Source organism: Bradyrhizobium sp. STM 3557, assembly GCF_045571465.1.
GTDB lineage: Bacteria > Pseudomonadota > Alphaproteobacteria > Rhizobiales > Xanthobacteraceae > Bradyrhizobium.
In genome coordinates this window covers 204,830-227,666 of the sequence record NZ_CP120697.1, presented here as the reverse complement: position 1 = coordinate 227,666, position 22,837 = coordinate 204,830, and the positions used below count along the sequence as shown (strand labels likewise).

Genomic DNA, 22,837 nt, shown 5'->3' with positions numbered 1-22,837 from the left:
CCGCGGTTTGATCGTGCCGCCGGCAATTTTTTCGCCCGTCCGGCGCCAATGAGGCCATCGCTATCGCGCGCGATCCGCAAGTCCTGATCGCGGCTCAACTGGCGGCCTTGCCGAACAAATCCTTGACCTTGCTGAAGAAGCCTGCAGCTTCCGGCTGGGTCGCACCAGATGACAGCTTCTCGAACTCAGCCAGCAATTCCTGCTGCCTTTTCGTGAGGTTTTGCGGCGTCTCGACCACAACCTGGACGTACATGTCGCCAGTCTGGCGCGAGCGCAGCACTGGCATGCCCTTTGATGCGATGCGGAAGCGACGACCCGACTGCGTGCCGGCAGGGACTTTGACCTTGGTCTTGCCCTTGTCGATGGTCGGCACCTCGAACTCGCCGCCGAGCGCGGCCGTCACCATCGAGATCGGGACGCGGCAATGCAGATCGGCGCCATCGCGCTGGAAGATGTCGTGCGCCGATAGCGACAGGAAAATGTAGAGGTCGCCGGGCGGTCCGCCGCGAATGCCGGCCTCGCCCTCGCCGGCCAGCCTGATTCGCGTGCCGTCCTCGACGCCCTGCGGGATGTTGACCGACAGCGTGCGCTCGCGGGTGACACGTCCCGAGCCCGAGCAGGACGGGCAGGGGTCCTCGATCATCTGGCCGCGGCCCTGGCAGCCCGGACAGGTTCGCTCCAGGGTGAAGAAGCCTTGTGCCTGGCGGACGCGGCCGGCGCCGCCGCACATCGAGCAGGCCTTCGGCTTGGTGCCGGCCTTGGCGCCGGTGCCGGAGCAGGACTCGCAGGTGACCGAGACCGGAATCTCGATCTGCGCGGTCTTGCCGAGATAGGCCTCCTCCAGCGTGATCTCCATGTTGTAGCGCAGGTCGGCGCCGCGCTCGCGGCCCGAGCCGCGCCGCTGGCTCGCCATGCCAAACAGGTCTTCGAAGATGTCGGAGAAGGAGGAGGCAAAGCCGGCGCCGAAGCCGTGCGGGCCACCCATGCCGCCCTGCTCGAAAGCGGCGTGGCCGTAGCGGTCATAGGCCGCGCGCTTGTCGGCGTCGCGCAGCACCTCGTAGGCTTCGTTGATTTCCTTGAACTTCATTTCGCTGGACGCATCGCCCGGATTCTTATCCGGATGCCATTTCATTGCCAGCTTGCGGAACGCCGCCTTGAGCTTGCTCTCATCAGCGTCGCGGTCGACTTCCAGGGTCTCGTAATAGCAGCGCTTGGTGGACATCAGTCAAACCCGCCCGAACTTGTCTCTGCCCCGAAGGGCCGGCGCCAACAGGCAGCCTTCGGTCCAATGAAAATGACCCCCATCCAATGAGACGCGCTGCGCGCTCGCTGGCATGGGGGTCATGATCATAACCTCTGCGAATTAAGCAGATTTCTTCTTGTCGTCGTCGACCTCGGTAAATTCCGCGTCGACGACATCGTCCTTGGCCGCATCGCGAGCCGCGTCGCTCTCGGCCTGCTGCTTGTACATGGCCTCGCCGAGCTTCATCGAAGCCTGCGCCAGCGTGTTGCTCTTGGCCTTGATGGCCTCGGCATCATCGCCCTTCAGCGCTTCCTTCAGATCGCTGACGGCATCCTCGATGGCGCGACGCTCAGTGTCGGCGATCTTCGAGCCATGCTCGGCGAGTGCCTTCTCGGTGGAATGCACCAGGGCGTCGGCATGGTTCTTGGCGTCGACCGCCTCGCGGCGCTTCTTGTCGGCGGCGGCATTGGCCTCCGCGTCCTTGACCATCTTCTCGATGTCGGCTTCCGACAGACCGCCGGAGGCCTGGATGCGGATCTGCTGCTCCTTGCCGGTCGCCTTGTCCTTGGCCGAGACGTTGACGATGCCGTTGGCGTCGATATCGAAGGTCACCTCGATCTGCGGCATGCCGCGGGGGGCCGGCGGAATGCCCATCAGATCGAACTGGCCGAGCATCTTGTTGTCGGCCGCCATCTCGCGCTCACCCTGGAAGACCCGGATGGTGACCGCGTTCTGATTGTCTTCGGCGGTCGAGAACACCTGGCTCTTCTTGGTCGGGATCGTGGTGTTGCGGTCGATGATGCGGGTGAACACGCCACCCAGCGTCTCGATACCCAGCGACAGCGGGGTCACGTCGAGCAGCAGCACGTCCTTGACGTCGCCCTGCAGCACGCCGGCCTGAATTGCAGCACCGATCGCCACCACCTCATCGGGGTTGACGCCCTTATGCGGCTCCTTGCCGAAGAACTGCTTCACGACTTCCTGGATCTTCGGCATGCGGGTCATGCCGCCGACCAACACCACCTCGCCAACCTCGCCGGCGGTGAGGCCGGCATCCTTCAGCGCCTTGCGGCAGGGCTCGATGGTCTTCTCGACGAGATCGGCCACCAGCGCCTCGAACTTGGCGCGGGTCAGCTTCATCGTCAGATGTTTCGGACCGGACTGGTCCGCGGTGATGAAGGGAAGGTTGATCTCGGTCTGCGTCGTCGACGACAGCTCGATCTTGGCCTTCTCAGCCGCCTCTTTCAGGCGCTGCAGCGCGAGCTTGTCGTTGCGCAGGTTGATGCCCTGCTCCTTCTGGAACTCATCGGCCAGGTAGTTGACCAGCCGCATGTCGAAGTCTTCACCGCCGAGGAAGGTGTCGCCATTGGTCGACTTCACCTCGAACACGCCGTCGCCGATCTCCAGGATCGAGACGTCGAAGGTGCCGCCGCCGAGGTCGTACACCGCAATGGTGCCGGACTTCGACTTGTCGAGGCCATAGGCGAGCGCGGCCGCGGTCGGCTCGTTGATGATGCGCAGCACCTCGAGGCCCGCGATCTTGCCGGCGTCCTTGGTGGCCTGGCGCTGGGCGTCGTTGAAATAGGCGGGGACCGTGATGACCGCCTGATCGACCTTCTGGCCGAGATGAGCCTCAGCGGTCTCCTTCATCTTCTGCAGAATGAAGGCGGAGACCTGCGAGGGCGAATAGGTCTTGCCGTCGGCCTCGACCCAGGCGTCGCCGTTGCCGGCCTTGACGATCTTATAGGGGACGAGCTTCTTGTCCTTCTCGACCATCGGGTCGTCATAGCGGCGGCCGATCAGGCGCTTCACCGCAAAGAAGGTCCGCTCGGGGTTGGTCACGGCCTGGCGCTTGGCAGGCTGGCCTACGAGGCGCTCGCCATCATCGCTGAACGCGACGATCGAAGGCGTCGTGCGCATGCCCTCGGCATTCTCGATGACTTTCGACGTCTTGCCGTCCATTACGGCCACGCACGAATTCGTGGTGCCGAGATCGATCCCGATGACCTTTCCCATGGTCTCATATCCCTCTTTTTGCGGCAGGTTGGGAGGGGCCCTGACGGCGCCCCCATCCAAAACCCCCTCAGATCAAATGCTCGCGATATTGCGACGATGAGCCTCATATAGGAGGGGGGCACCGGCCCGCAAGGACCGGACCACTACCTCCGACATCGAAAACCCGCGCATTTTCAGGCTGTCGGACCAGCGTGGCCGGCGCACCGAACAAGCCCTTCGATCGGCCATTGGCCGAGCGCTGCGGCATCGATCGACGGTCCGGATTAAGGCCGTTTGAAGCTGGAACTTCAAATCGCGGGCACCGGCCTGTTGCTGGTCCGGCAAACCCGTTAAAAGCGTCCAACCGAACGGCAGCCCGGCTGTGGCGAAGAACAGCGTTTGGTAAATCAGGCAGGTTCTTCATGATGCTTTTCCGAATGCTCACCGCGGCTGTCCTTGTCTCCGCCATATTGCGGCCGGCCTGCGCCGCCGATGCGGTGTTTCCGCCCGGCGTCCGGGTCGGGCTGGCGCCGCTGGTGGGCTTAAGCGTCGCCAAGGCATTTCCCGGTTTCGAGACCGAGGACCACAGCGTCAAGGTGCTGCTGACCGAGCTGCCGGCCGCGGCCTATGGCGAGGTGAAGAACGCGTTCGCGGCCAACCCGGCCGGCACCGGCGGCATCAAGCCGGAGAGCATCGAGACATCGGCGGGGCTCGCTTATTACACGGTCGAGAACGGCAAGGACGGCGCAACACCGGTGCGGCGCTATTCCATGATCCTGTCGGGCAACACGTTCTCCGGCTACATCGCGGTGCAGATTCCCGAGACCGCCAGCAAGATTTACACCGACGATGCGGTCCGCCAAATGTTCGCCTCCGCCGCGATCCGCAAGGAGGTCCCTGTCGACGAGCAGCTCAGCCTGATGCCGTTCCAGCTGACCGAACGCAGCAACTTCAAGACCGTCCGCACGCTGGCGCCCGGCGCGGCGCTGATCCTTGCCGACGGCGACGAGACCAAGGGGTTCGAGGCCGCGCCTTTCATGGTCATCAGCATCATCGGCTCCGCCCCGCCTGAACCGGGTGATCGAGCGCGGTTTGCACAGCAGGCCGCCACCACGATCCCCGGCGTTCGGGACGCCAGGATCACGATGTCGGAGCCGATCCGGGTCGACGGCCTGCCGGCCTTTGAGACGCGGATCGATGCCACGAGCGGCAAGGATAATACCGCGGTGACGGTGGTGCAATGGCTGCGCTTTGGCGGCCCGAGCACGCTGCGCATCATCGGCAGCGCGCCGCGTGACCAATGGCCAGGTGCCTTTCCACGCTTCCGCGCCGTGCGCGATGGTATCCAGCCGCGCAGTTGATGCGCGCCGCGCAGATGCTGGGCACGCTGGCCACCGAAACGAGCTTTACGCCTGCCCGGCAAGCTGATTTGCTTTCGCCGTTGTCATCAACACGACGGGGGAAGCGCGATGTGGAATCGACGGCAGATTCTGGCAGGATTGGGCGCGGCGGGATTTGCGGCTGCGACCGGGCGCAGCACCTACGCAGCAGACGCGATCAAGCCGGGCGAGACGGCGGCGCTGCTCGTCATCGACGTGCAGAACTGTTTCCTCCCTGGTGGCAGCCTTGCCGTCAAAGATGGCGAGCAGGTGGTGCCGGTCATCAACAAGATCGCCAAGGCCTTCAGCAATGTCGTAATGACCCAGGATTGGCACACACCCGCGCATGTCTCCTTTGCGTCCACCCATTCCGGCAAGAAGCCATTCGAGGTGATCGATCTCGCTTACGGCAAGCAGGTGCTGTGGCCCGACCATTGCGTGCAGGGCACCGAGGGCGCGGCGCTGTCCAAGGACCTTTCGATCCCGCAAGCCGAGCTGATCATCCGCAAGGGCTTTCACAACGACGTCGATAGCTACTCGGCCTTCACCGAGGCCGACGGCAAGACCAGCACCGGCCTTGCCGCCTATCTGAAAGCGCGCGGGATCGATCGTGTCTTCGTTGCCGGATTGGCCACCGATTTCTGCGTGGCCTGGACCGCGCTCGACGCGCGCAAGGCCGGCTTCGAGACCTATGTCGTCGAGGACGCCTGCCGCGGCATCGACACCCAGGGCTCGCTGGCCAAGGCTTGGGCCGACATGGAAGCGGCGGGCGTCAAGCGGATCAAATCCGACGACATCGCGATTTAGAGTCTAAGCTGTCCGAAGCCTCTTGATCGGATCAAAACTGCATCCGCGGTCTCGGTTCACCTCTCCCCAGCGGGGAGAGGTCGGCGCGTAGCGCCGGGTGAGGGGGCGCTGCTCCCAAAAGGTGAACCGACGGGAGAGGTGTGCACCACCATTGCCGCACCCGATTCACCTATCGTGCCGAAAATGAGTTCATCCAATTGCACGAAAGCAAAGAGCCACGGAGTACGTCCCCGTGGCTCTCTTTTGATCGCTGCACGATGGCGGAAAGATCACGCGGCGCTGTCGGGCTCGTCATTGGCGGCCGCGGGTGCAGCCTTGGCGCCGCCCTTGGACACGCCGACCAGCGCCGGGCGCAGCACGCGCTCCCCGATCGTGTAGCCGGACTGCACCACCTGCACCACGGTGCCGGACGGCACCGAGGGATCCGGCACCTCGTACATCGCCTGCTGGAAGTTCGGATCGAACTTCTGGCCGCTGGGGTCGAACTTCTTGACGCCGTTCTTCTCCAGCGTCGCGTGCAGCGAGCGCTCGGTGAGTTCGACGCCCTCGATCAGCGCCTTGAGGCCGGGATCGGCCGCCGCGCGCGCTTCCGCCGGCACTGCATCGAGCGCCCGCTGCAGATTGTCGGCGATGTCGAGCACATCGCGCGCAAAGCCGGTAATGCCGTAGGTTCGCGCATCCGACACCTCGCGCGCGGTGCGCTTGCGCAGGTTCTCCATCTCCGCCAGCGTGCGCAGCATCTTGTCGCGCGCCTCAGCGGCTTCCTTGGCCAGTGCCTCGACTGAGCCGGTCTCGGGATCGTCCGGCATCACATAGGGCTTGGAGACGACGGGTTCACTGGCCTGCGCCGGGTTTGCCGGATCATTCTTCTGCAGGTCGGGATCGGTCATGGATAGACTTCTCGCAAAATTCGGCTGGAAGGGGAGGGGGTTCGTCGGCCGGGATATCGTGCTTTAGATGGCGAAAATCAAGCACGGCCTGCGATTTGCAGCCCGCCGCGGCGGATTCCGGCGCGCCTCTCAGCCACCCAAGATTCGGCTGACGATACGCGCGGCGTAATCCACGGTCGGGATCACCCGGGCATAGTTCAGCCGGGTCGGGCCGATCACGCCGAGCACGCCGACGATACGGCCAGCAGCGTCGGTATAGGGCGCCACGATGGTCGAGGAGCCCGACAGCGAGAACAGCTTGTTTTCCGAGCCGATGAAGATGCGCACGCCCTCTGCGCTCTCGGCGCGGCCCAAAAGATCGATCACGCCACGCTTGGTCTCGAGGTCGTCGAACAGCCGCCGCACGCGCTCGAGGTCATCCAGCGCGTGCAGATCCTCCAGGAGATTGGCGTGGCCACGCACGATGAGCTGCCGCTCCTCATTGTCGCCGCCCGACCAGCTCGCGATCCCCGCCGCGACCACCTTCTGAGTCAGCTGGTCGAGCTCGGCACGGTCCTGCGCCAGCGCGGTCTCGAGCTCAAGGCGGGCCTCGGCCAAGGTCCGCCCCCTGATCCGCGCATTGAGGAAATTGCCGGCCTCGATCAGGGCGGAGGTCGGAACCCCCGGCGGCAGCGTCAAAACCCGGTTCTCGACCTGCCCGTCCTCTCCGACCAGCACCACCAGCGCCCGCTCCGGTTCCAGGCGCACGAACTCGATATGCTTCAACCGCGAATTGGATTTGGCGGTCAGCACGACGGAGGCTGCACGAGTGAGGCCCGACAGCCGGGTCAGGGCCTCGTCCAGCGCCGCCTCGACCGATTGCGCGCGGCCGACCGAGGCGAGCTGGCCTTCGATCGACTGCCGCTCGGCTTCGGTGAGATCACCGACCTGCATCAGGGCATCGACGAAGAAGCGCAGGCCCAGTTCGGTCGGCAGTCGGCCGGCCGAGGTGTGCGGCGCATAGATGAGGCCAAGGTGCTCCAGATCGGCCATGACGTTGCGCACCGAGGCCGGCGACAAAGGAACCGCAATCAGCCGCGAAACGTTGCGCGAGCCCACCGGTTCGCCGGTGGCGAGATAGCTTTCGACGATCTGCCGGAAGATCTCGCGGGACCGCTCGTTGAGCTGCGCCAAACCGGCCGGCGGGGACATCAGATTGATCGGATCGTGGTGAGCCACCTGCACATTCCTCCCAGCTGACCATAATGTGTCGATGCGGCGGGCCGGTGGCAAGCCGCTTCGGACAGACGCATAAGCCCTTGCCGCTGCTCCCTCACCCTCCTACAAGGCGCCAACCCCGATTTTCGCCTTTGCCGGAGGATTCCCATGCGGCCAAGCCGCCGTGCTCCCGACGAACTGCGCGCCGTCAGCCTGGAACGCGGCGTCGTGAAATATGCCGAAGGTTCCTGCCTGGTGAAGTTCGGCGACACCCATGTGCTGGTCACCGCCACCTTGGAAGACCGGCTGCCGCCATGGCTGAAGGGGCAGGGCCGAGGCTGGGTGACGGCGGAATACGGCATGCTGCCGCGCGCGACGCTGGAGCGGACCCGCCGCGAGGCGTCGGCTGGCAAGCAGGGCGGCCGCACGGTCGAGATCCAGCGCCTGATCGGCCGCTCCCTGCGCGCCATCGTCGATCTCGAAGCGCTGGGCGAACGGCAGATCACGGTCGACTGCGACGTGCTGCAGGCCGATGGCGGAACCCGCACGGCCTCGATCACGGGCGCCTGGGTCGCGCTCGCCGACTGCATCAAATGGATGAAGGCGCGCAACATGATCAAGACCGAGGTCCTGCGCGACAACGTCGCCGCGATCTCCTGCGGCATCTATAACGGCACGCCGGTGCTCGATCTCGACTACGCCGAAGATTCGGAAGCGGATACCGACGCCAACTTTGTGATGACCGGCGACGGCCGCATCGTCGAGGTGCAGGGCACCGCCGAGAAGACGCCGTTCTCCGAGGCCGAATTGCTGTCGCTGATGGCGCTGGCGCGCAAGGGTGTGGCGCGCCTGGTCGACCTGCAGAAGATGGCGGTGGCGTAAGCACCATGCACCGCAAGCTCGAAGGCCGCATCGTCATCGCAACTCACAATCCCGGCAAGCTCGCCGAGATGCGCGAATTGCTGGCGCCCTACGGGGTCGAGGCGGTCTCGGCCGGAGAGCTCGGCCTCGGCGAGCCCGAGGAGACCGGCGACACCTTCGAGGCTAACGCCCGCATCAAGGCGATCGCTGCGGCACAGGCCGCACGGCTCCCCGCCTTCGCCGATGATTCCGGCATCGTCGTGGATGCGCTCGACGGCGCTCCGGGTATTTATTCCGCGCGCTGGGCCGGCGAGACCAAGGATTTCAATGCGGCGATGGCGCGCGTCGAGCGGCTGCTCGCCGAGCGCGGCGCCACCACACCGGACAAGCGGCGCGCGCATTTCGTCTCGGCGCTGTGTGTCGCCTGGCCCGACGGCGATCTCGAACAGGTGGAAGCGCGCGTCGACGGCACGCTGGTCTGGCCGCCGCGCGGCACCGCCGGCTTCGGCTATGATCCGATGTTCCTGCCCGACGGACATGCGCGCACATTCGGCGAAATGACGAGCATCGAGAAGCACGGGATGCCGCCGCTGGGGCTCGGCCTGTCGCATCGCGCACGCGCTTTCGTGAAGCTTGCGGAGATCTGCCTTGAGCGGCGCTGACGCGAACGCCTTCGCGGTCTATGTGCATTGGCCGTTCTGCCTGTCGAAATGTCCCTATTGCGACTTCAACAGCCATGTCCGGCATGCGGCGATCGACCAGGAGCGTTACGCACGCGCCTTCGCGCGCGAGATTGAAACGACCGCCGCGCGCACGGGTGCGCGCGAAGTCACCTCGATCTTCCTCGGCGGCGGCACGCCGTCATTGATGCAGCCGACCACCGTCGGCGCCATCCTGGATGCGATCGGCAAATACTGGCATGTCGCTGGTGATGTCGAAGTGACGCTGGAGGCGAATCCGACCAGCGTCGAAGCGACCCGCTTTGCCGGCTGTCGCGCCGCCGGCGTCAATCGCGTCTCGCTCGGCGTGCAGGCGCTCGACGACGCCTCGCTGAAAATGCTGGGCCGCCTGCACACGGCGCAGGAGGCGATGGACGCGGTCAAGATCGCACGGAGCGCGTTCGACCGCTATTCGTTCGACCTGATCTATGCCCGTCCCGATCAGACGCCGGCAATGTGGACCGATGAGCTGACGCGCGCAATCGGCGAAGCGGCCGAGCATCTGTCGCTCTATCAGCTCACCATCGAGGAAGGCACGCCGTTCTTCGGCCTGCACGCGGCGGGCAAATTGAAGACGCCGGATGAAGGCCTGGCGCGCACGCTCTATGACGTGACGCAGGAGGTCTGCGCCAAACACGGCCTGCCGGCCTATGAGATCTCCAACCACGCGCGTCCGGGTGCCGAATGCCGGCACAATCTGGTCTATTGGCGCGGGCAGGAATATGCCGGCATCGGACCCGGCGCGCATGGCCGGCTCGATATCGCTGGCCGACGGCACGCGACCGCGACTGATAAGCGCCCGGAGACCTGGCTGATGCGGGTCGAGGCCGGCGGCCACGGCATCACGAGCGACGACGAGCTCAATAGCGAGGAGCGCGCCGACGAATTCCTGCTGATGGGTCTCAGGCTTGCCGAGGGCATCGACCCCCGCCGCTACGCCGCGATCTCCGGCCGCACACTCGACCCTGATCGCATCGCGCTGCTGCGGGAGGAGGGCGCCATCATCGTCGATGAAGACGGCCGCCTGCGCGTCACGCAGGACGGTTTTCCGGTGCTCGACGCCGTCGTCGCCGACCTCGCCGCCTGAGTTTGCCTTTAGGTCGCGCTGAAGCTCTTTGGCGAGCCGGCCACCGCCTGGCCGCCGCCGGAGGCGACGCGCATCACCGCAAGGCCGCGCTCATTGGTGCCGTCGGGGCGAAACCGAAACAGCCCATCGATGCCGGCAAAGCCCGACGAATTGGTCAGCACGTCCGGCGCGAAGCGCTGCTGCCCCTGCGTGCGCGCCAGCGCGGCAACCAGAGCCACCGCGTCATAGGCGAGCGTCGCCGTCCGCACCGGCTCCGATCCGAAACGGGTGCGATAGCGCCCCGAGAAGGCGCGGAACCCGGATGGATCCGGCGCGGCATAGAGGCCGCCTTGCAGATTGGCGCTGGCATAGACCCGCGGATTGTCCCACAGGCCGGTGCCGAGCAGCTGGATGTTGCGCAGATTCGCGCCGGCTGCCGTCAGTGCATCTGCCGTCGCCACCACCGCGTCACCATCATCGGCCAGGAGCAGCGCATCGGCGCCGCCGAGCGCCTGCGCAACGGCGCGCGCCGGCGTGGCACGATCGGCACCATATTTCTCGAGCGCGACGATGCGGCCGCCTTTGCGGGTCACCGCGGTCTTGAACGCGCCCTCGACCACGGTGCCATACGCATTGTCGGGCAGCAGCGCCGCAAAGGAGCGCTTACCGACCCCGGCGGAATAGTCGACGATGCGGGTGACGTCGGACTCCGGCAGGAAGCTCAGGAGATAGACGCCGCGGCCGGCGACGCTGGAATCGGTCGAGAACGCGATCACCGAGATGTTGCGCGTGCGCGCGACCTGCGCCGTCGCCGGCACCGAACCTGCAAACAATGGCCCAAGAATGATTTCCGCGCCTTCGTCGCAGGCCTGTTGCGCGCCCTGCTGTGCGCCTTGCGGACTGCCGGCATCGTCCTTGATCAGGAGCTGGATGTTGGGATTCTGGAACTCCGCGAGCGCCATCTCAGCTGCGCTCTTCATCGATTGCGCGGCGAGCCCGGCATTGCCGGCGGCCGACAGCGGCAGGATCAGCCCGACCTTCACGTGGCCGCTGCCGGCCACCGCCGGCTCTTGCGGTGCGCCCGCCGGCTGTGAAAACTGGTTGAAACTCTGCTGTACGTTCGAGCACGCCGCAAGCAGCGGCGCGCCGAGCAGGAGCCCGAGCGCGGTTCTCCGGGCGACCCCTTCGGATGTCAGGCCGGGAGCGGACTCACCGGGAGGGGACTTACCGGAAGGGGACTTGGGATGACGCGAGCCCACCATGATGTCTCTTCGCTTGGCCGGATCGTGCCGAGCCGGGGGTCCTTCCGAGGAAGCCGGAGGGACGGCAGATTCACGCATATTGTCGACGAATAGTTAACCAAAACAAAAGGCTAAGGAACTCGAACACGCCACCGGCCGGTTCATTCCGTCCGACCACTCACCGTGAGCCAAACCACCCCCGGTGAAGGCTTATGGCGCTCGGGCAATCTACCTTTTAGATTGGCCCAATGCGCGCAAAGACAATCCCGACGAGCCCGGCCATCAACAGCAAAGACACCTCCCCCTCCAGCTATGCGGTGGCGGGGCAGCTTGTTGTGGCGCCAAAGGCGCGCCCCGGGCTCTATCTGGTAGCGACGCCGATCGGGAACCTTGGCGACATCACCTTAAGGGCGCTGGAGACCCTGGCTGGCGTGGACTTGATCGCCTGCGAGGATACCAGGATCACGCGCCGCCTGACCGAGCGCTATGCCATTGCCGCCGAGCTGACCCCTTATCACGAACACAACGCGGAAGCAGCCCGGCCGAAGATCCTGCAACGGCTGGCGGAGGGGGCGGCGATCGGCCTGGTTTCCGATGCCGGTACGCCGCTGATCTCCGATCCCGGCTACAAGCTGGTGCGCGAAGCCTGCGCCGCAGGTCACACCGTGACGGCGTTGCCGGGCCCGTCGTCGGTGCTGGCGGCACTCTCGGTGGCGGCGCTGCCGACGGACCGCTTTTTCTTCGAGGGTTTTTTGCCCGCCAAGCAGCAGGCACGCCGGCATCGGCTCACCGAGCTGGCCCGCATCGACGCGACGCTGGTGCTGTTCGAATCCGGCAGCCGCGTGCAGGACACGCTGGCCGACCTGGCCGCGATCATGGGCAGTCGCGAAGCTGCGATCTGCCGCGAGCTCACCAAGCTGCATGAGGAGATCAGCCGCGCGGCCGTGAGCGAGCTTGCAGAACGCGCCGACACTCTGGAGAAGCGCGGCGAGTTCGTGCTGGTGATCGGCCCGCCGCCGCGCGACGCCGATGTCATGACATCCGGCGACCTCGACGCGTTGCTCAAGGAGCAGTTGCAGATGCACAGCGTCAAGGACGCGGTGATGCATGCGGTCGAGCTATCAGGACGGCCGCGCCGCGAGGTCTACGCACGAGCGCTTGCGTTGGCCAAGGTGATCGAAGCGAGGGAGACCGATGGCCAAGATTGAGGTCGATCCCGAGCTCGCACCTGCGCGCAAGCCGGCGAAGGCAGCGGCCCCCGAGCGCCTCGCCGCGTTCCGGACCGGCCTCTCGGCCGAAGCCAAGGCGGCTGCGCTTCTGATGGCGAAAGGCTATCGCATTCTCGCCCGCCGCTTTCGCACCCCGCACGGCGAGATCGACATCATCGCGCGCAAAGGTGATCTGCTGGCTTTTGTCGAGGTCAAGGCGCGCGCCTCACTCGACGATGCAGCCTATGCCGTCACGCCGCGCCAGCAGCAGCGCATCATCGACGCCGCGCAGGGCTGGCTGATGGCACATCCCGAGCATGCCGAATTCGAGCTGCGTTTCGACGTCATTCTCGTTGCGCCCAAGAGCCTGCCGCGCCATCTGAAGGCGGCATTCGACGCCAGCACGTAAGAGACCTCACGTCAGAGAAGCGGAAACAGACCGATGACATTGAACGTCGCCGTCCAGATGGATCCCATCGCACGCATCAACATTCGCGGCGATTCCACCTTCGCGCTGCTGCTGGAAGCGCAGAAGCGGGGTCACAGCCTGTCCTACTACACGCCGGACAAGCTCTCGCTGCGCGGCGATGAGCTGGTCGCGCCGGTACAGCCTCTGAGCGTGCGCGATGAGGTCGGCGACCATTTCACCCTCGGCGAGCCCAAGCCGACACCGATCGAATCCTTCGACGTCGTGCTGCTGCGGCAGGACCCGCCCTTCGACCTCGCCTACATCACCTCGACCCATTTCCTCGAACGCATTCACCCCAAGACACTTGTGGTGAACGACCCGGCCAGCGTGCGCAACGCGCCGGAGAAGCTGTTCGTGATGAATTTTCCGCAGCTGATGCCGCCGACCCTGATCTCGCGCGACATGGACGAGATCAACGCCTTCCGCGACCGGCACGGCGCGGTCGTGATGAAACCATTGCACGGCCATGGCGGCGCCGCAGTATTCCGCGTGATGCCGCAGGATATGAACTTCGGCTCGCTTTACGACATGTTCTCGGTCACCTTCAAGGAGCCCTGGGTGATCCAGCGCTTCCTGCCGGAGGTGAAGCATGGCGACAAGCGCATCATCCTGGTCGATGGCGAGTTCGCCGGCGCGGTCAACCGCGTGCCAGCCGCGGATGATCTGCGCTCCAACATGGTGCGGGGCGGCGCCGCCAAGGCGACCGAGCTCAGCCCGCGTGAGCGCGAGATCTGCGACACGCTCGGGCCGGCGCTACGCGAGCGTGGCCTGCTGTTTGTCGGCATCGACGTGATCGATGGCAACCTCACCGAGATCAACGTGACCTCGCCGACCGGCATCCGCGCGATCTCGCGGCTCGGCGGCCCCGACATTGCCGCTCGCATCTGGGATGTGATTGAGACAAAGCGCAGCGGGGCCTGAGGGCTCCCGTAGGCCGTCAAGCGGCTTCGGCCGCGACCGATCGCGAGCCGGGTGCTTCTACTTCATGCCGTGCCGCGTCTTCCACTGCGCTTCCGACAGCGACAGCTTGTCGAAGCGCTTGCGGTATTCTTCGAGATCCTCCGCCGGGACCGGAGCGCAGCCGGGCCTGCCGCGCATGACCATCGACGTGGTTGCCCAGCTCAGCCGCGACCCCTTGCAGGCGACAAGCAGGTCATCGATCCGGTGGTCGTCCATCAGGGCCTCGATGACCTCGATGGCAACGTCTGCCAGCAGGGCGAGCGATGCGATCACGGCGGGGAAATCACCGGTCGCGACGTAGCGGTTGACCGCGGCATCGCCCAGCTTGCCGGTGCGGTTGAGCGCCGCGACCTCGGTCTTGATCTGCGAATAATCCCAGGTTGCGCGCAGAGCGGCGCCCGGCGAGCGGGTCGGCGTCGCCTGCAAGGTCGCCTTGGCGGCGAGCGGTGCGGACTTGATGAACTTCGCCCGCGCCGCATCGGATGCGGCGGCGACGAAGGCGCGCGACAGCTTGGCCGGGAGATCGGTCCGCTGGCCCAGCTTCTCGGCGAGCTCCTCGTCGCGCTCCGCGCTCTTGAACAGGCTACGATAGCCGTCCTCGGAGAAGCGAGCCGTGAGGTTCTGCACCAGCGCCATGCGCACCGCGGGAAAGCCGCGCGCGATCAAAAGATCGGTCAGCTTCTCTGTCACCTGCTTGCGGACGGCAATCGCGACCAGATGGGCCTGGCTTCCGGTCTTGATGATTTCGGCGAGATCGCGCTCCGTCAGCACCGCTGCCTTCGCCAGCATCGGCGCTGCGACGCGCACATCACCATGGACCGCAAGCTGACGCGCCGTCGCATAGGGCGCGCGCTCAACGCTGGCCAGAGCTGTGCTGAGCTCGGCGAGTTTGTCCGCGCCGACCTGGGCTGTCAGGCGGGCAAAAATGCTGTCGTAAAGATCGAGCTGCTCGGCAGCGTGCGGCCGCGGACCGGCCATGAACAGGCTCGTGGTCTTGCCGAGGATATCTGAGGCCAGCTCAGAGGCGTCGGTGGCATCTTGTACGGCCGGTTTCGCGGTCCGGGCTGCCGTAGGATTCGCCGCCATTGTTCCTTTCACCCTGCACTAGGGCAACCGCGACAGACACATCGTCTGTTGTCCGGCTGCGTGTTCTCGATCGGGCCGGAAGCATGCGGTGGGCCGCCTAAGGCATGGTTAAGAACCCTGCGCTCGCTTGCTTACAAGGTTACGAAAAGGATGACGCCATCGGGCGGCGCTGGCTCTGCGCGGCATCGTTGAACCAGCGGGACGCTCCGTTGCGCAGCGGCACGATGATCCTAGAACGACACACCGATCTTGCGGCCCACCTTCCACACCAGCCGACAACGCTTGCGCGTGTTGCCATGGACCAGTTCGAAGCGCGGCGGCAGCGTGACGGCGGACCCGATATCCAGGCAAGCGCCGCCGGGAGAGAAGTCGACCAGCGCGCAATCGATCATGGGGTCCTTGGGACCGACCACGATCTTGGCGGCATTCGACACGCGCCCGCTCGGCTTGACACGCGCAAAGCGGCGCGGATTGACGATCTTGTTCACGCTGATGACCTCGAGAGCGAATGTTGATGCCAAGTCAAACCTTCACATCGCGTGAAGACTGGCCTAGTCGCGTCGAGCATTTCCGGCAACCGGATTTGATTCCAGCAACCAGAGCGTGAGGTGCTCGGTTTGCTTCGGACAGGAGTTAACGGCCGGTTTCCGCTCGGAGCGAAACGTCGAGCTCATATCGGAGCGAACGAATTGTTCTTGTATTGTTCTTGCAGAAGATTTGGTCTTCCGCTACCTTTGCGTTTCGGGGGCAGGGCATGGTTCAGCGCGTTTCCACCGTTGCATTCGAAGGGATCGAGGCTCGCGCGGTCGACGTGCAAGTCCAGATTGTGCCTGGCCTGCCGGCGTTTGCGATCGTCGGCCTGCCCGACAACGCCGTCTCCGAAGCGCGCGAGCGCGTGCGCTCGGCGCTCATCGCCTCTGGCCTTGCGCTGCCGGCGCGGCGCATCATCGTCAATCTGGCGCCGGCCGACCTGCCCAAGGAAGGCAGCCATTACGATCTGCCGATCGCGCTCGGCCTGATGGCGGCGATCGGGGCGATCCCCCCGGATGCGCTGAGCGGCTTCACCGTGCTCGGCGAGCTCGGGCTCGACGGCTCGCTCGCGCCGGTCGCCGGCGTGCTGCCGGCCGCGATCGGTGCCAATGCGCGCGACGAAGGGCTCATCTGTCCCGCAGCCTGCGGCGCCGAGGCGGCCTGGGCCAGTCCGGACATTCAGATCATCGCGGCGAGCTCGCTGATCCAGATCGCCAATCACTTCAAGGGCACGCAGGTGCTGTCGCGGCCGCAGCCAAAGGTGCATGAGGCCGAAGCGAGCCGGCTCGACCTGCGCGACATCAAGGGCCAGGAGAGCGCCAAGCGTGCGCTCGAGATCGCGGCTGCCGGCGGACATCATCTCCTGATGATCGGCGCGCCCGGCGCCGGCAAGTCGATGCTGGCAGCACGGCTGCCTTCGATCCTGCCGCCATTGTCGCCATCCGAGCTCCTCGAAGTCTCGATGATCGCCTCCGTCGCCGGCGAGATCCAGGGCGGCGCGCTCACCTCACGGCGGCCGTTCCGCAGCCCGCATCATTCGGCCAGTATGGCGGCCCTCACCGGCGGCGGCTTGCGCGCCAAGCCAGGCGAGATCTCGCTTGCCCATCAGGGCGTGCTGTTCCTCGACGAGCTGCCGGAATTCGATCCGCGCGTGCTGGATTCGCTGCGCCAGCCGCTCGAGAATGGCGAGGTCTCGATCTCCCGCGCCAATCACCGCGTGACCTATCCGGCGCGCTTCATGCTGGTGGCGGCGATGAATCCGTGCCGCTGCGGCAACGCCTTCGAGCCCGGCTATTCCTGCAGGCGCAACCGGATCGAGCGCTGCACCGCAGACTACCAGATGCGCATCTCCGGCCCGCTGATGGATCGCATCGATTTGCGCATCGAGGTGCCGGCGGTGACCGCCGCCGATCTGATCCTGCCGCTACCGGCGGAGGGCTCTCGGGAGGTCGCTGCGCGCGTCGCGGCCGCGCGTGATATCCAGCTTGCGCGCTACGCCGCGGCCGGGCTGCCGCAGATCCGCACCAACGCCGAAGCACCGGCCTCGGTGCTCGACGAGATCGCCAAGCCGGATGCACAGGGCGAGAAGCTGCTGCGCGAGGCCGCCGAGACCATGCGGCTGTCGGCGCGGGGCTATCACCGCGTGCTGCGCGTCGCGCGCACGCTCGCGGACCTCGACCATGTCGAGAAGGTCGGCAGGCTGCACCTCGCGGAAGCTTTGTCCTATCGCACGTTGTCGGAAGAAGCCCGCACTCTCGCCTGAGCGACATCGAATCGGTCGCCGTCAATCAAGCGGTAACGACTTCTCTTTACCCTCCGACAACCATAAGGCCCATGCTTCCACGGCCACGCGTTGAGTGAGTTCTGTGTCATGTTGCGTTTCAAGGTCATGATCGCGGCCGTGCCGCTCATTGCCGTGGCGGCCATTGTTGCCCGGCTCGAAGCCTCGCCCGCAGCGCGGCCCTGCATTCCCCTCGGGGCCGGCAATGTCGAGATCGGCTCCGAGCCCTGGCATGCCGACCTCCATGTCGAATTCACCGATGATCCGAAGCTCGCGACGGTTCGCATCGGCCTCACTGATGATGCCGACGACGCAGACCTCGTGCTGGTCGATGACGGCACTGACGTCGACGACAAGGCCTGCAAGGCCTCTGCCACGCAGTCCGTCGCCATAACCGCCGGCCCTACGCGCCGCTCGGCCGTCATCTATCTCGCGCAGGATGGTCCGGCGGATTATCGCATCTTCGTGCGCTCGAGCCGCCTCACGGTCCGCGAGGCAGCGGCGCTGATCGCCGGCGCTCACGCGCATGACGAGCGTGTCGCTGAAGCGGCGCCGTAAGGCATTTAGCGTTTCGTTCACCCTGTTCGCATCCACCCATACGAACGCGCGAAGCTCTCAAACTCTCCGCAACGTCATCGCCCACATCTTACCGATCGTTGACTGCGACACTCGGACTTCGAGGAGATATCAGGTGATGGGACGGCTGTTTCGCATCAAGCTGCGCCTGCGCCGTTTCGCGCGCCGACACCAATTTCTGATCTCGGCGCTGCGCTCCTTCATGATCTTCTCCGCCGGCTTCGGCGGCGCTTACGGCTTCATCAAGGGCAGCCTGACCGAGAATTCCGGCTACAATCCTCATGCTTTCGCAATCGGCGCAAGCTTCCTGTTCGCGCTCGCCTGCGTCGCGCTAGCCACGCTGAGCATGCGCCTGCGCTTCATGCGCAAGAAGCTGCTCAAGATCGCGCTTCACAACGAGGTGCTCGCCGACCGCAATTGGGAGCTGCAGGAGGCGGAGGAGCGTGCCCGCAGCCTGTTCGAATCGCAGGGCGACCTGATCGTGATGCGGGATGGCGAAGGGCGCGTCACCTTCGTCAACGATGCCTATTGCCAGATGGCCGGCAAGGATCGCGACACGCTGCTCGGCAGCCGCTTTGCGTTCGACGTGACCGAGCAGGGCGACGCCGCGCTGGAGCCGAACGGCACGCGCGTACACGACCAGCGCATCGACAGCGCCATCGGACCGCGCTGGATCGCCTGGCGCGAGGCGCTGGTGCGCTCCGATGCCGGCCAGCCGGCCGTGCTGCAATGTGTCGGTCGCGACGTCACCGACCGCACCGAGACCGAGCGGGCGCTTAGCGAAGCGCGCGACCACGCCGATGCGGCGAGCCGCGCCAAGTCGCGCTTCCTGGCAATGGCGAGCCACGAGATCCGCACGCCGCTGAACGGCATCATCGGCATGAGCGGCCTCCTGCTCGACACGGCGCTGACGCCGGAGCAGACGACCTATGCCAAAGCAGTCAGGACCTCGGGCGAGGCGCTGATGGCGCTGATCGAGGAACTGCTCGATTATTCCAAGATCGAGGCCGGCAAGCTCGACCTCGAGGCGCGGCCGTTCGCGCTCACCCCGCTGATCGAGGACATCACCGAACTCCTGGCGCCGCGCGCGCAGGCCAAGCAGCTCGACATCGCGGCCTATGTCGACGATCGGCTACCGTCGCATGTCATTGGCGATGCAGCACGCCTGCGCCAGGTGCTGCTCAATCTCGCGGGCAACGCCATCAAGTTCACCATCACGGGGGGCGTCGCGCTGATCGTCGAGCCCGGCATCTGGCCGGGTGAGATCAGCTTTCTGGTCCGCGACACCGGCATCGGCATCGCGACGGATGCGCAGATGCGCATCTTCCGCGAGTTCGAGCAGGCCGACGACGGAATCGCCCGCAGCTTTGGCGGCACCGGCCTTGGCCTGTCGATCTCCGAGCGCATCGTGCGGCGGATGGGCGGGCGGATCACGCTTGAGAGCAGGCCTGGCGCCGGCTCGAGCTTCGAGGTCGCTGTGCCGCTGCCCGCAGCGGCAGAACAGGAGGGCCTGAAGAACTACATCGCGCCTGATCTGACCGGCCAATCGGTCATGCTCGTGGCCGCTCAGGGGATCGAAGCCGACCTGATCACGCGTCGCCTCCAAAGCTGGGGCGGGCAGACCTGTCTGGTGACCGAGACGGAAGTCGCTGCCGCGCTGCTGCCCGAGCGAAGCTGGCACGCCGTGCTGGTCGATGATGCCGTCGGTAGGGACGTTGCCGTCGGGGTCGCCGAGGCGGCGCGGCGCCACGCCTCGCGGCGCATCGTGCTCGTGACGCCGGCGACGCGGCACGACCTGCAACCTGGTTCACCCTTCACGGGCTATCTGGTCAAACCATTGCGTGCGGCCTCGCTCGCAGCCCGCCTCGCGCTGACGCTTGATGTCGCCGCGCCGGCGCTCGCCGATGACCCCGTCGCCGAGCCGATCGCCGCCGTGCCGGCTGTCGCGAACCAGGGCCTGTCGATCCTGGTCGCCGAGGACAACGAGATCAACGCGCTCTTGATGCGTTCCCTTTTGACCAAGCTCGGCCATCGCACCGTGATCGCCACCCATGGCGCGGCGGCGCTGGAATCCTGGCTGGCCGCACGGTCGGCAGGCGCGCCCTACGACCTCATCCTGATGGATCTGCAGATGCCGCAGCTCGACGGCATCGAAGCCGCCAAGCGCATCCGCGCCCATGAAGCCGCCGAGTCCGGCCGACATACGCCAATCCTTGCGCTCACGGCCAACACGCTGGTGGAGGATCGCTACGCCTGCTTCGAGGCGGGGATGGACGGCTTCCTGATCAAGCCGCTCGATCGCGACAAGCTCGACGAGGCGCTCACTGCGCTGGCGGCGGCGCGGCACGTGGCGGCGTGATGCGAGGAGCACGCCAGAACTAAGCGGAATACGAGATCTCACACAGAACGCAGCGCGCTCCCTCTCCCCGTCCTTTACGGGGTCGCGACGAGCTTCGCTCGCGCTGGGAGGGTTGGGGTGAGGGGCAGACGCCCGATCGTTGCGAATTAGTTAGACCTGTACCCCCTCACCCGGATGGCATCTGCCGATGCCATCCGACCTCTCCCCGCAAGCGGGGCGAGGTTGCAGCGAGCACGCCGCAATATCGAGAACTACACGCCCTGTGCCTAACCGAGCGCGCTTCTCTACAGCCGCCGCAGCGCCACGGTCTCGATGCCGTGATCGGCGCCTTTCTTGAGGATCAGGGTCGCACGCGGCCGGGTCGGCAGGATGTTGTCCTCGAGATTGGCGAGGTTGGTGCGCTCCCAGATCGCGGTAGCCGTGGCGATCGCTTCCTCGTCCGACAACAATGCGTAGCGATGGAAGTAGGAGCGGGGATCGTGGAACGCGGTGTCGCGCAGCGCCAGGAAGCGTTTCACATACCAGTTCCGCAGCACCGGCTCCTCGGCATCGATGTAGACGGAGAAATCAAAGAAGTCCGACACGACAGGCACCGCCTTGCCGTCGCGCGGCAGCGGACCGGTCTGCAGCACATTGACGCCCTCAACAATCAGGATGTCCGGCTGGTCGATCTCGGTCCATTCGTTCGGAACGATGTCGTAGGTCAGGTGCGAGTAGACCGGCGCGCGCACCGGATGGCGTCCGGCCTTGATGTCGGAGAGGAAGCCAAGCAGCCGCGGCAGGTCATAGCTTTCCGGAAAGCCTTTTTTCTGCATCAGGCCCTGCCGCTCCAGCACCGCTTTCGGATACAGGAAGCCGTCGGTGGTGATGAGATCGACCTTCGGCCGCGGCGACCAGCGTGCCAGCAGGGCCTGGAGCACGCGCGCGGTGGTCGATTTGCCGACGGCGACCGATCCGGCGACGCCGATAATGTAAGGCATCTTGCGGTCACGGATGCCGAGGAACTGGCGCTGCGAATAATAGAGCCGCTGCATCGCATCGACATAGATCGATAGCAGGCGCGACAGCGGCAGGTAGATGTCCTCCACCTCCTGCCGATCGAGGCGGTCATGCATCGAGCGCAGCTTGTCGAACTCGCCGGGCTCCAGCGTCATCGGCGTATCGTTGCGCAGCTCCGCCCATTGCTGACGGGTGAAGACGCGGTACGGATTATATTGTTGTTCGGTGGTGCGCATATCCATGACGCCGACCTCGCTTCCCCCCAAGCGGTTCCTAAAAAACCCGCTGCGCTACTCTTTCTTCCGTGACGCCTTTTCTTCCAGCCCGGACATCCCGGTTCGTTTGGCCAGGGCAGCCTCGACATCCTCGAGGCGAACGCCGCGCGACTTCAACAGCACCAGGAGATGAAACAACAGATCGGCGCTTTCGGCGATGAAATGGTCGCGATCATTCTCGATCGCCGCGATCACGGTTTCGACAGCCTCTTCGCCCATTTTTTTGGCACATTGCTGCGGACCCTTGTCGAGCAGCTTGCGCGTATAGGACGCCTCGCCCCCCGCCTCGGCGCGGGCATCGATGATCGCGGCGAGGTCATGGACCGTGAAGCGGGACATCTGAAGGTACTCGGTACTGGCGCCCGGAGATGCACGGGCGCGATGGTCCTATTTAGCAGTTTTGCGACGCGGAGTCGTCAGGGATCGAGCCGCATCGGCAGGCCGGCACGGACCATATGGTCCTTGGCCTGCCGGATGGTGAATTCGCCGAAGTGGAAGATCGAGGCAGCTAGCACGGCGGTCGCATGGCCCTGGCGGATACCGTCCACCAGATGATCCAGATTGCCGACGCCGCCGGAGGCGATCACCGGCACCGGGACGCTGTCGGCGACCGCGCGGGTCAGCGGGAGATCGAACCCCTGCTTGGTGCCGTCGCGGTCCATCGAGGTCAGCAGGATCTCACCGGCGCCGAGCGCGACCACCTCCTGGGCATATTCCAGCACGTCGATGCCGGTCGACTTGCGGCCGCCATGGGTGAAGATCTCCCAGCGTTCCGAGCCGCCGGGGCGGGCGACGCGCTTGGCGTCGATCGCGACCACGATGCACTGCTCGCCGAACTTCTCGGCAGCCTCCTTGACGAACTCGCGCCGCGCCACCGCAGCCGAGTTGATCGAGACCTTGTCCGCGCCCGAGCGCAGCAAGGTCCTGATGTCGTCGATGGTGCGGACGCCGCCGCCGACCGTCACCGGCATGAAGCAGGCCTCGGCCGTGCGGCGCACGACATCCAGCATGATGCCGCGGTTCTCGTGAGTCGCGGTGATGTCGAGGAAGCAGAGCTCGTCGGCGCCGGCGGCATCATAGGCGATTGCGGCCTCGACCGGGTCGCCGGCGTCGCGCAGATCGACGAAGTTGACGCCCTTGACCACACGGCCGTCCTTGACGTCGAGGCAGGGAATGACGCGGACCTTGAACATCGA

General features: G+C 65.6%; 21 protein-coding genes. 11 read left to right on the top strand and 10 right to left on the bottom strand.

Going from position 1 to position 22,837, the window contains the following annotated elements; genetic code table 11:
* Positions 1 to 94: 94 nt before the first annotated feature.
* Positions 95 to 1,222 (bottom strand): molecular chaperone DnaJ, encoded by a 1,128-nt coding sequence (gene dnaJ, locus P6U24_RS01025; protein ID WP_407157369.1) that lies wholly within the window; start codon positions 1,220 to 1,222, stop codon positions 95 to 97.
* Between the two features lie 141 nt (positions 1,223 to 1,363).
* Positions 1,364 to 3,259 carry a molecular chaperone DnaK gene (dnaK, locus tag P6U24_RS01020; protein ID WP_407157368.1) on the bottom strand — a complete coding sequence of 632 codons (1,896 nt, stop codon included), beginning with the start codon at positions 3,257 to 3,259 and terminating at the stop codon, positions 1,364 to 1,366.
* 401 nt (positions 3,260 to 3,660) lie between these two features.
* Here dnaK and P6U24_RS01015 point away from each other — a divergent pair, with 401 nt between their 5' ends.
* Both P6U24_RS01015 and pncA read left to right on the top strand, forming a co-directional pair.
* Positions 3,661 to 4,599: a hypothetical protein gene (locus tag P6U24_RS01015; RefSeq protein WP_407157367.1), complete on the top strand. Its 939-nt coding sequence runs from the start codon at positions 3,661 to 3,663 to the stop codon at positions 4,597 to 4,599.
* 108 nt (positions 4,600 to 4,707) lie between these two features.
* Positions 4,708 to 5,424 carry a bifunctional nicotinamidase/pyrazinamidase gene (gene pncA, locus P6U24_RS01010; RefSeq protein WP_407157366.1) on the top strand — a complete coding sequence of 239 codons (717 nt, stop codon included), beginning with the start codon at positions 4,708 to 4,710 and terminating at the stop codon, positions 5,422 to 5,424.
* 269 nt (positions 5,425 to 5,693) lie between these two features.
* Here pncA and grpE read toward each other — a convergent pair whose 3' ends face one another.
* Together grpE and hrcA are read right to left on the bottom strand one after the other, a co-directional pair.
* Entirely contained in the window at positions 5,694 to 6,314 is a 621-nt protein-coding gene (gene grpE, locus P6U24_RS01005) for a nucleotide exchange factor GrpE (RefSeq protein WP_407157365.1), read from the bottom strand.
* Positions 6,315 to 6,443: 129 nt separating this feature from the next.
* Positions 6,444 to 7,532 (bottom strand): heat-inducible transcriptional repressor HrcA, encoded by a 1,089-nt coding sequence (gene hrcA / locus P6U24_RS01000; protein WP_407157364.1) that lies wholly within the window; start codon positions 7,530 to 7,532, stop codon positions 6,444 to 6,446.
* Between the two features lie 147 nt (positions 7,533 to 7,679).
* Between hrcA and rph the strand changes: the two genes are divergently transcribed.
* The 3 genes from rph to hemW are packed head-to-tail and all read left to right on the top strand — an operon-like array spanning position 7,680 to position 10,178.
* Positions 7,680 to 8,393: a ribonuclease PH gene (rph, locus tag P6U24_RS00995; RefSeq protein WP_407157363.1), complete on the top strand. Its 714-nt coding sequence runs from the start codon at positions 7,680 to 7,682 to the stop codon at positions 8,391 to 8,393.
* 5 nt (positions 8,394 to 8,398) lie between these two features.
* Entirely contained in the window at positions 8,399 to 9,034 is a 636-nt protein-coding gene (gene rdgB / locus P6U24_RS00990) for an RdgB/HAM1 family non-canonical purine NTP pyrophosphatase (protein ID WP_407157362.1), read from the top strand.
* Positions 9,021 to 10,178 (top strand): radical SAM family heme chaperone HemW, encoded by a 1,158-nt coding sequence (gene hemW, locus P6U24_RS00985; RefSeq protein ID WP_407157361.1) that lies wholly within the window; start codon positions 9,021 to 9,023, stop codon positions 10,176 to 10,178. The genes rdgB and hemW overlap by 14 nt, the downstream gene beginning before the upstream one ends.
* A gap of 8 nt (positions 10,179 to 10,186) precedes the next feature.
* Here the strand turns inward: hemW and P6U24_RS00980 are convergent, their stop codons facing one another.
* On the bottom strand, positions 10,187 to 11,419 hold the full coding sequence (locus P6U24_RS00980; protein ID WP_407157360.1) for a penicillin-binding protein activator: 1,233 nt from the start codon (positions 11,417 to 11,419) through the stop codon (positions 10,187 to 10,189).
* Between the two features lie 227 nt (positions 11,420 to 11,646).
* Here P6U24_RS00980 and rsmI point away from each other — a divergent pair, with 227 nt between their 5' ends.
* The 3 genes from rsmI to gshB are packed head-to-tail and all read left to right on the top strand — an operon-like array spanning position 11,647 to position 13,996.
* Positions 11,647 to 12,606 carry a 16S rRNA (cytidine(1402)-2'-O)-methyltransferase gene (gene rsmI, locus P6U24_RS00975; RefSeq protein WP_407157359.1) on the top strand — a complete coding sequence of 320 codons (960 nt, stop codon included), beginning with the start codon at positions 11,647 to 11,649 and terminating at the stop codon, positions 12,604 to 12,606.
* Entirely contained in the window at positions 12,593 to 13,015 is a 423-nt protein-coding gene (locus P6U24_RS00970) for a YraN family protein (protein WP_407157358.1), read from the top strand. The genes rsmI and P6U24_RS00970 overlap by 14 nt, the downstream gene beginning before the upstream one ends.
* A gap of 33 nt (positions 13,016 to 13,048) precedes the next feature.
* Positions 13,049 to 13,996, top strand: a complete 948-nt coding sequence (gene gshB, locus P6U24_RS00965) for a glutathione synthase (protein ID WP_407157357.1) — start codon at positions 13,049 to 13,051, stop codon at positions 13,994 to 13,996.
* A 57-nt stretch (positions 13,997 to 14,053) separates the two neighbouring features.
* On the opposite strand, the gene P6U24_RS00960 is transcribed toward gshB, so the two are convergent.
* Both P6U24_RS00960 and P6U24_RS00955 read right to left on the bottom strand, forming a co-directional pair.
* Positions 14,054 to 15,121, bottom strand: a complete 1,068-nt coding sequence (locus P6U24_RS00960; protein WP_407157356.1) for a DUF2336 domain-containing protein — start codon at positions 15,119 to 15,121, stop codon at positions 14,054 to 14,056.
* 230 nt (positions 15,122 to 15,351) lie between these two features.
* Complete coding sequence (locus P6U24_RS00955) at positions 15,352 to 15,600, bottom strand: PilZ domain-containing protein (protein WP_407160727.1); 249 nt, start codon at positions 15,598 to 15,600, stop codon at positions 15,352 to 15,354.
* 275 nt (positions 15,601 to 15,875) lie between these two features.
* Here P6U24_RS00955 and P6U24_RS00950 point away from each other — a divergent pair, with 275 nt between their 5' ends.
* The 3 genes from P6U24_RS00950 (at position 15,876) to P6U24_RS00940 (ending at position 20,367) form a co-directional block, all read left to right on the top strand.
* On the top strand, positions 15,876 to 17,414 hold the full coding sequence (locus P6U24_RS00950) for a YifB family Mg chelatase-like AAA ATPase (protein WP_407157355.1): 1,539 nt from the start codon (positions 15,876 to 15,878) through the stop codon (positions 17,412 to 17,414).
* Between the two features lie 108 nt (positions 17,415 to 17,522).
* On the top strand, positions 17,523 to 17,990 hold the full coding sequence (locus tag P6U24_RS00945) for a hypothetical protein (RefSeq protein WP_407157354.1): 468 nt from the start codon (positions 17,523 to 17,525) through the stop codon (positions 17,988 to 17,990).
* Positions 17,991 to 18,126: 136 nt separating this feature from the next.
* On the top strand, positions 18,127 to 20,367 hold the full coding sequence (locus tag P6U24_RS00940) for an ATP-binding protein (RefSeq protein WP_407157353.1): 2,241 nt from the start codon (positions 18,127 to 18,129) through the stop codon (positions 20,365 to 20,367).
* A 284-nt stretch (positions 20,368 to 20,651) separates the two neighbouring features.
* On the opposite strand, the gene coaA is transcribed toward P6U24_RS00940, so the two are convergent.
* The 3 genes from coaA to hisF all read right to left on the bottom strand — a co-directional run bounded on the left by coaA (position 20,652) and on the right by hisF (position 22,834).
* Entirely contained in the window at positions 20,652 to 21,608 is a 957-nt protein-coding gene (gene coaA / locus P6U24_RS00935; RefSeq protein ID WP_407157352.1) for a type I pantothenate kinase, read from the bottom strand.
* Positions 21,609 to 21,656: 48 nt separating this feature from the next.
* Complete coding sequence (locus P6U24_RS00930; protein WP_407157351.1) at positions 21,657 to 21,980, bottom strand: phosphoribosyl-ATP diphosphatase; 324 nt, start codon at positions 21,978 to 21,980, stop codon at positions 21,657 to 21,659.
* A gap of 77 nt (positions 21,981 to 22,057) precedes the next feature.
* The gene (gene hisF, locus P6U24_RS00925) at positions 22,058 to 22,834 is read right to left on the bottom strand and encodes an imidazole glycerol phosphate synthase subunit HisF (protein ID WP_407157350.1); all 777 of its coding nucleotides are present in this window, start codon (positions 22,832 to 22,834) and stop codon (positions 22,058 to 22,060) included.
* Positions 22,835 to 22,837 lie beyond the last annotated feature (3 nt).